General features: G+C 62.5%; 6 protein-coding genes. 4 read left to right on the top strand and 2 right to left on the bottom strand.

What is annotated here, in order from left to right; translation table 11 throughout:
- Positions 1–37: 37 nt before the first annotated feature.
- From QZ307_RS07130 to leuS, 3 genes are all read left to right on the top strand, one after another.
- Complete coding sequence (locus QZ307_RS07130) at positions 38–919, top strand: ATP-binding protein (RefSeq protein ID WP_295997811.1); 882 nt, start codon at positions 38–40, stop codon at positions 917–919.
- Positions 916–1,185, top strand: a complete 270-nt coding sequence (locus QZ307_RS07125) for a hypothetical protein (protein ID WP_295997808.1) — start codon at positions 916–918, stop codon at positions 1,183–1,185. The genes QZ307_RS07130 and QZ307_RS07125 overlap by 4 nt, the downstream gene beginning before the upstream one ends.
- A gap of 162 nt (positions 1,186–1,347) precedes the next feature.
- A complete protein-coding gene (leuS, locus tag QZ307_RS07120) occupies positions 1,348–3,921 on the top strand; it encodes a leucine--tRNA ligase (RefSeq protein ID WP_295997806.1) in 2,574 nt (857 codons plus the stop codon).
- A gap of 498 nt (positions 3,922–4,419) precedes the next feature.
- On the opposite strand, the gene QZ307_RS07115 is transcribed toward leuS, so the two are convergent.
- Entirely contained in the window at positions 4,420–5,880 is a 1,461-nt protein-coding gene (locus QZ307_RS07115) for a helix-turn-helix transcriptional regulator (protein ID WP_295997803.1), read from the bottom strand.
- A gap of 397 nt (positions 5,881–6,277) precedes the next feature.
- Here QZ307_RS07115 and QZ307_RS07110 point away from each other — a divergent pair, with 397 nt between their 5' ends.
- Positions 6,278–8,023, top strand: coding sequence for an FAD-binding protein (locus tag QZ307_RS07110; RefSeq protein ID WP_295997801.1), 1,746 nt, complete (start codon positions 6,278–6,280; stop codon positions 8,021–8,023).
- Between the two features lie 127 nt (positions 8,024–8,150).
- Here QZ307_RS07110 and QZ307_RS07105 read toward each other — a convergent pair.
- Positions 8,151–8,960 (bottom strand): ATP-binding protein (locus QZ307_RS07105; protein ID WP_295997799.1); only part of this gene is annotated, 810 nt, incomplete at its 5' end.

Below are 8,960 nucleotides of genomic sequence, written 5' to 3'. Positions count from 1 at the left end.
CGTCTGCAGTGGCAAAAACGCAGCGGGGGGGGGCGTCATGGCCGTTAACCTGAGGCCGCGTCGCCGCATTCAGCTGGCGGCGCTTGTCTTTCCGCTCAGTCAGCTGGTGGTCTTGGGGTTGCTGGGGGCCTATGCCGTGGCCAACCCCCACGGGCGCAGTCAAATCATCATTCTTGTCGTGGCCGTGCTGCTGTGCGTTGCAGTGGACGTCGTGCTCATTCGGGGTCTTGCCGAAGAAGCGCGCCACCGGCTGACTGATGAGCGGGTGCGCATGCTGCAGGAACAGAAAGAGCTCCAAGAGCAGCAGTATCAGCGCTTGGTGGAAGAACTCGACGAGGCGCGCCGGGTAAGGCGCGACATCATTGAGGCGCTTTTGCAGAGCAGCGCCTCCCTGCGGCGCGCGGATGTGCCGAAGGCGCTTGAGCTCATGCATCGCGCCGTCGGGCTTTCCGGGAGCGCTCGGGAATCCTATTGCGAGAATCGGGTGGTCAATGCCCTGGTCATGATGAAGCTGCGCCGATGCGAGGAGTTGGGCATCCAAACTTCCTGCACCCTCGTCGTGCCTGAGAAGCTGCATATTCTCGACATCGACCTTTGCGCGGTTCTCTCTAATCTGCTGGATAACGCCATCAATGCGTGCGAGGCCGTGGCGCCCGGTGGGCGACGAATCGTGGTCAAGGGAGGGCTCGTGGCCGGCGTCATGATGATCGACGTGGTGAACAGCACCAATCCGGCGATGCCGTCGAAGGGCGCTCACGAGCCCGAAGGCCCCATGCTCGGCCAGCGCCACGGTTGGGGCCTGCAAATTCTCGAAACCCTGGCAGTGCGCTACAATGGCACTTTCGATTGCGGGCGCGAAGGAGCCGAGCAGTTTCGCGCTACGCTTATGCTAATGAACGAGCCGAGGGAGCTGCTGTGAGCGCATCGGATGATCGCGTGGAAGTCGCCCATGTGTCGGGCTTTGCCGCGCTGCGTGCCGCCGCCGAAGGGCGTGTGGCCGCACGGCGCGACGAGAAGGGCTGGTGCGAGGCGGAAGCTGCCGGGGCCGACGGCGACCCCTTCGGAGCCACCGTATCCGAGGAGGCTCCCGTGCCGCAGAAAACCTGCGCGGTGTGCGCCGCTGCCAATGATGCCGATCGCGATACCTGCTGGAATTGCGGCGCGTCGCTGCGCCGTCGTCGCTAAAGCGCTCCCGCCGCGAGTTGTTGCTGTTCGCGGGGCCGGGCGCCCTGTGCCCCGTTGGCAGCGCGGGGGGCGACGCGTGGGAAAGCCCCCTCTTCACGGGGTGGAATTCACCGTTATAATGGGGCATTATCCATTAGCAACCCGCTGTTTCAAGGGAGTGCCATGAAAGCCTACAACCCCCACGAGATCGAACCGCGTCTGCAGCTGGCCTGGGATGAGGCCGGCCTGTACACGGTGCCCGAGAATTCTGATAAGCCGAAGAAGTACGTGCTGGAGATGTTCCCCTATCCTTCAGGCGACATGCACATGGGCCATGCCAGCAACTACACCTACGGCGACGTGGTGGCGCGCTATTCCACCATGCGCGGTTTCGACGTGCTGCACCCCATGGGCTGGGACGCCTTCGGCCTGCCGGCGGAGAATGCCGCCATCAAGCACCACAGCCATCCGGCCATCTGGACGTACCAGAACATCGAGACCCAGAAGAACAGCTTCTCGCGCATGGGCTTTTCCTACGACTGGGACCGCAAGGTGGTGGCCTGCGACCCCGAGTACTACCGCTGGGGCCAGTGGATTTTCCTGAAGTTCTGGGAGCGCGGTTTGGTAGAGCGCCGCAACAGCCCCGTGAACTGGTGCCCCAGCTGCGGCACCGTGCTGGCTAACGAGCAGGTCATCGAGGGCCGCTGCTGGCGCTGCGATTCGGAAGTTGAGAAGCGCGACCTCACCCAGTGGTACTACAAGATCACGGACTACGCCCAGGAGCTGCTAGACGACTTGGACCAGCTAGAGGGCTGGCCCGAGCGCGTGAAGCAGCAGCAGGCCAACTGGATCGGCCGCTCCGAGGGCGCCAACGTGGACTTCATCCTGTGCGATGCGGAAGGAAACGCGCCGGCCGACCCCACGGAAGACGACATCATCACCGTGTTCACCACCCGCGCCGACACGCTCTTCGGCTGCAGCTTCTTCTTGCTGGCGCCCGAAAGCAAGCTGGTGCCGCAATTGGTGGCCGGCACGGAATACGAGGCTCCGGTTATGGAGCTGGTGGAGGCCGCCAAGAAGGTAACCGCCGTCGAGCGTGCCCAGGGCGACCGCGAGAAGCACGGCGCCTTCACGGGCCGGTACGTGGTGAACCCCATCAACGGCGAGAAAGTGCCCGTGTGGGTGGGCGACTACATTGTGGCTGACTACGGCACCGGCGCTGTCATGGCCGTGCCCTGCGGCGACCAGCGCGACTTCGAGTTCGCCCGCAAGTACGATTTGCCCATCATCCCCATCATTCTGGGTGAGGACGACCCGTTGTATCCGCAGCTCAAGGACGAGCGGAACCGTGTGGTTACCTCCGTCGATTGGGAAGAGGCCTACAACGCCGAGGGCACCCTCGTGCAGTCGGGCCGCTTCACCGGTATGACCGGCGGCAAGCATTCCGAGGGCGAAGAGGCCGTGGTAACGGCTCTGCAGGAAATGGGCCGCGGTAAGCGCACGGTGGAGTTCCGTCTGCGCGATTGGCTCATCAGCCGCCAGCGCTACTGGGGCAACCCCATTCCCGCTATCCACTGCGAGCACTGCGGTGTGGTGCCGGTGCCCGAAGAGGACCTGCCCGTCCGTCTGCCCGAGGACATCGACCTGGCCGCCGGCGAGACCCTGGCCACCCATGCGGGCTTCGTGAATACCACCTGCCCGAAGTGCGGCGTCCCGGCCAAGCGCGAGACCGACACCATGGACACCTTCACGTGCTCCAGCTGGTACTACATGCGCTATACCGACCCGCACAACGTGCACGGCCCCTTCGACCCGGCCAAGGCCAACGCCTGGATGCCCGTCGACCAGTACATCGGCGGCATCGAGCACGCCATTCTGCATCTGCTGTATAGCCGCTTCTTCACGAAGGTGCTGCGCGATTGCGGCCTGCTCGACTTCGACGAGCCCTTCACCAACCTGCTGTGCCAGGGCATGGTGCTCGACGCCCACGGCGACGTCATGAGCAAGTCCAAGGGCAACGTGGTCTCTCCCGAGGAGATGATCGCCGAGTACGGTGCCGACGCCGTGCGCGCCTACATCCTGTTCCTGGGTCCTCCCGAGAAGGAGAAGCTGTGGAACGAGGACGGCCTGCCGGGTATGTACAAGTTCCTGAACCGTCTGTGGCGTCAGGTGCACGACCTTATGGGCAAGGCCGATGAGGACACCCTGTTCGCTGGGTCGGTGGACGAGAAGGCTGCCCAGGCTGCCGCGGAGAAGCTTGCCCGCGAGCGCCATCGCGTGGTGGGGAAGGTGTCGGCCGACATCGAGCGCAACAACTTCAACACCGCCATCGCCGCCATCATGGAGCTGTCCAACGCGGCCGGCGAGTTCCTGCGCGCCACGGACGCGGAGGCCCGCGCTGCCAACGCCGACTATGCCGCCCTGTCCCAGGAAGTGGCCGAAGTGCTGGTGAAGCTCATGGCGCCCATCACGCCGCATCTGTCCGACGAGCTGTGGCGCACGGCGCTCGGCCGCGAGGGCTTCGTCTACAGCGAGCCCTGGCCTGAGTTCGACCCCGAGAAGGCCAAGGCCGACGAGGTGGAGCTGGCCGTGCAGATTTGCGGCAAGGTGAAGACCCGCATCATGGTGGCCGCCGACGCTCCCGAGCCGGACATCCTGGAAGCCGCTCGCGCTGCCGTGAGCGATGCCCTTGCCGGCAAAGAGGTGAAGAAGGAAGTCTACGTTCCCGGCCGCCTGGTGAACATCGTAGCGGTGTAAGCCGCGCGCTTGCGGCCGCTAGGCACCTAGAGCGAGGGCCCCGTGCATCGCGTGCGCGGGGCCCTCGCTGTGTTTCTCGGCCGGGGTGGGGCGATGCGCGCACGGCTTGCATCTTTCGGCGTCCATCGAGAGGGTGGGGGCTGCAAGGTTCCCAAATCGAGCCCTTTGGTTCCCTGCGCTCTGCAAGCAAAAGTTCCTGACCAGGTATTTTGCAAAAGCGGGGAACCAAACAGGCCGCTTTCGGCAGCCCCGAGGGAACCAAAGCGGCCGTTCTTGGAACCTAGCCGAGCGAAAGAGCATTCCGTATCGCTGGAGAGAGCCCGCTCTTCGCATTTTTGTCCTGGAAAGCACGGTTTAACATGCAGTCACTGCGATTTCCCATGCTAAACCGTGCTTTTCGGGACATCTTGATGGAAAGCGCGGAAAGTTTGACCACGAATCCTGCTAAACCGCGTTTTTCGGGACAAAAATCAAAGTAAGAGCTTCCAACCGCCCGCTTTACTGCTCGACGGTTTCCAGCAGGTCGATGACTTCCTGGCGGGAATGCACGCCCGTTTTCTGGAAGATATTGCGCATGTGCGTGCGCACGGTGTTTTTTGAGATGACCAGCTCTTCGGCAATGTAGGGAACGTCGCGTCCGCGGGCAAGCAATCGCAGCACATCCGTTTCTCGCGCCGAAAGACCGTACTGCGCTACCAGCGCATCGCACTGCTGGCTCAGGCGGATGTCGAGCGCTTCTGCCGGGGAGATAGCGCTTTCGGCAATGGCAGTCTTACTGGTGGTTGCCGTTGCCGTGCTGCTTTCCGCTGCGCCGCGTCCTCCGCGTCGGGTGTTCATGGCCAGTGACATGGCGTAGATGGCAATGAGCGCCACCACGGAAAGGCTGGCAAAGCCCGTGGTGCCCGTCGTGTTCAGCATGAATCCGAGTAGCGAGCCCACCTCCTGGGCGGCGTATACCGTGCCGGCGAACATGCCGTACACCAAAACTGGCTGCAGGCACTGGTTGCGCGCCACGCGGGCGCACGACACCACCATCAGTGAGGACACTATCGAAAACACCACGAAGGCCACTAAAACCAGCAGGTGGCGAAACTGGCCGTCAAACAAAGGAAGCAGCAAGAAAATGGTGGCCGTAAGCGGAAATACCACCTGGTACAGGCGCGAGAGCTTGATGCGCTCATAAATGGTCTTCCAGGTTGCCAGAAGCACAATGGCGGCAGCGAGAAGTCCCACCATGCTGCCATCGGCGTAATCTTGCACGAGACCCGTATTGTCGATGGCATCGACGCGGATAATACCCACGGCAAACGAGGTGAACGCAATGCACAGCAGCGATGGCCACGACTCTGCAGCCGCTTGGCGGCAGCGGTCGATTTGCTGGCTTGGGATAGTGTCGAAGGCGGGGTGAACGCAGGGAACGGTGCGCTGGGCCGCCGCCATGGCCGCCGCGGTGGCGGGAATGAGCGCAGCAAAGCCGAAAATCATCATAGCAGTGCGCGGAAGCAGCTCCATGGCAATGTAGACTGCGCAAGAAATACCCGCGGCTGCGAATACGGCCAAGCCCGCCTCGTAGACTTTCAGCGAAGCGATGATGTCTTGCAGGCAGCAAAAGCCCAGACCCGATCCACAGCCCAGCAGAAGAGCGCAGGCTCCGTAAGCTATGCTGGCGTCAAGGCCGAACAGGCGCTGCGCCACAATGAAGAGTGCCCCTGCCTCGAACAGGGCCAGAGCGGTAAGAGGGGAGCGCCAGGGTCCCTGTTTCGGCCGGCTGTAGGCTATCAGGGCAGAACCGAAAAGCGCAACGGGGAAGGCCGCGTTCCGCATGAAGTATTCGGCGGTGCGCAGCTGGAATGCGTCGGCCCCCGCATCGATGAGCACGGCATAGCCGCCCCACAGCACAATGCTGGTGCACGCCAGGAATAGACCGTAAGCCACGGCCACAATTGACAGTTGCTTCATGTTGTATTGCTCGCGCAGACGCACCGATTCCCTCCCTTATCGTCGATCGTCCGCTTTCGACAAGAAGAATCAAGGCCTCTTCTCGTTCTGGCCTCTTTGCAGGAGGCGCTGCTTATTATAGCCAGTTTAAGAGGTGGCCTTTTTCTTAATGGACCCACAAATTATGGGTTTGATCGGCCTATTCGTCTTCTGGATGAGAAACCATCCAGTTTGGATGAGGTTCTTTGAGTGTCGATTCCCCTAGGATAAATGGCGTCGCTTGGGTTCTGCGGATGGCAGGGAGAGCGAGGCGGGCGCCTCGCGAGGCCCCGTGGAAATGAAGCCCTTTGAGGGGGCCCGGCGACAAAAGGGTTCTGGCGTGAAGACGCCAGGGAGGTAATCGAAGGAAGGGAAAACTATGGAAACGAATTTGGATCGTCGAGGATTTCTCAAAGGTGCCGCGTTGGGCACGGCCGGCTTGGTGGCTGCCGGTGCCTTGGCAGGATGCTCTCAGCCCGCAGCGGCGCCGGCGGAAAAGGACAACGCTGCGCTGGCCGACACTTCGACGCCCAGCGCGGGCTACAACAGCGCCGATCAGCAGTGGGCCTTCGAGGTAGCGCCCGAGGCCATTGCCGATGACCAGATTACGGGAACCGAGGAGGCCGACGTCGTTGTGGTGGGCGGCGGCATGGCCGGCATGGTATCGGCAGCTTCCTGTGCCGAGAACGGACTGAAAGTCATCCTCATTAGCGCTTCGACGGGCCCGGTGTCGCGCGGCGGCTCCAACAACGGTGTGTACTCGAAGGTCATGAAGGACATGGGCATCGAGCGCATGGATCCCACGTGGTTCTATCGCATGCAGTATGCAGCCAACGGTGGCAACTTCAAGCCCGCGCTGTGGTACAAGTTCTACAACCACTCCGAAGAAGCCATCAATTGGATCATCGACATTGCGGCGAATGCCGGCATCAAGACCACCATCGAGTCGGGCCCGATGTACAAAGAGGGCGATCCCATGTACACCCCGACCGCGGCCCATGCCTTCTACGTAGACGATGAAGAGCTGCATGGCGCCATCGGCAACGGCGAGGGCTACATTGCCGCCGAGCTGGGCCGCTACCTCACCGAGGATCTTGGGGTGGACGTGCGCTGGGGCGTGAAGGCTGAGCAGCTGGTGCGCGGTGGGGTGCCCAACGGCACGGAAGGCCGCGTCGATGCCGTGCTGGCCACCGATGGGGCCAACGGTTACACCAAGTACGTGGGCACGAAGGCGGTCATCATGGCCACGGGCGACTTCTCCCATGACAAGGATATGATGGAGAAGTACTGCCCGCAGGCCGTGGAGCTGTGCGATTTCACGACTGAGGTCAACTACGACCAGGGTATTTGGATGGGCGGCCTCATGCCCGGCGACGGCCACAAGATGGAGCTGTGGGTCGGTGGCGCTTGGCAGAAGGAGCCCAACAACATCATGCTGGGTCGCCCCAATCTTCCCGGCGACCAGCCCTACACGAGCCACACCGGTCTGATGGTGGACAACCAGGGCCAGCGCTTCATGAACGAGGATGTGCTCGGCGGTTTCGCCTGCGCCACCATCATGCACCTGCCTGAGAAGACCGGCTACTGCATTTGGGGCCAGAACCGTGCCGAGGCGGGCGGTCCCTGGGGCGCCATCAACTACGCCCATGGCGAGTACTTCACCACCCAGGAAGTTATCGATCGCTGGGATAACGACACCGATGGCTTCAACATCGTGAAGGCCGATACGCGCGAAGAAGTTATCGCGCAGCTGGGTCTGCCGGCCGAGACCATCGAGACCATCGAGCGCTACAACGAGATGTGCGCCAAGGGCGAGGACACCGACTTCTACAAGACGGCCGACAAGCTCATTCCCATCGGTGAGGGTGACGGTCCCTTCTATGGCGCCGCCTTCACGCCCGGCTTCCTTACGTCGCTGGGCGGTCTGCGCAACGACGAGCATCTGCGCGTGCTTGACGCTAACGACCAGCCCATCGAGGGTCTGTACAACGCCGGCTGCATGATCGGCAACTTCTACAGCGCCACCTACACCTTCGCCATGGAGGGTATGAACTACGGCGCCTGCTGCATCACGTTGCCCTACGTGTTGGGCCAGGAGCTGGCTTCCGGCGAACTGGACGCCTAGGCTCGTTTTCGCCAACTCGCATGCCGGCGGCCACCCTCCCAGCCGCCGTGCGCTTAGAGCGAGGGCCCCGCGCATCGCGTGCGCGGGGCCCTCGCTGTGTTTTTTGGCCGGGAAGTGCGGCAGAGGCTTAGGCCAGTACCAGGTTCAGGGCCTCGAAGAGCTTCTCCATCTCGATGGGCTTGGTCAGGTGACCGTCCATGCCGCAGCGCAGGGCCTTCTGACGGTCCTCCTCGAAGGCGTCGGCCGTCATGGCCAAGATGGGAATGGAGGCCAGCTGCGAATTGTCCAGCTTGCGAATAGCGCGCGTGGCCTCGTAGCCGTTCATAATGGGCATCTGGACATCCATGAGCACCAGCTGGAAGTGGTCGGGGCTGGCGGCACTGACCATGTCAACGGCCTGCTGCCCGTTGACGGCGCACTCGACGGTGAAGCCCTCGTCTTCCAAAAGCGTGACGGCAATTTCGCGGTTCAGATCGTTGTCGTCTACCAGCAGAATATGGCTGCCGCGCATGCGATGGTTGGGCGCCAGGTGTGATGCCGCAGCTGCCTTGGCAGCGTCTTGGCTGGGATTGGCCAGGCAGAGCGTCAGCTCGATGGTGAACGTGGTGCCCTTGCCCTTCTCGCTTTCAACGGAAATGGCGCCGTGCATCATGTCCACAAGGTTCTTGGTGATGGCCATACCCAGCCCCGTGCCCTCGACGCCGCTGATGGTGGAGGTGCGCTCGCGCTCGAAGGGATCGAAGATGCGCTCTACGAACTCGGGACTCATGCCGATGCCGGTGTCCGAGACGGTGAAGCGGTAGCGGCCGTGGTTGGCCGGGGCACCGTCCAGCTCGTCCAGTTTGACCTTGATGAAGCCGCCCGGATCGGTGAACTTCAGCGCGTTGCCCAGCAGGTTCAGCAGAATTTGGTTGATGCGCAGCTTGTCGCAGCGCAC

Origin of the sequence: uncultured Adlercreutzia sp., from assembly GCA_910585575.1 — a bacterium.
Classification (GTDB): domain Bacteria; phylum Actinomycetota; class Coriobacteriia; order Coriobacteriales; family Eggerthellaceae; genus Adlercreutzia.
Note: the sequence above shows the minus strand (reverse complement) of the source record. Positions and strands in the feature narration are given on the sequence as shown.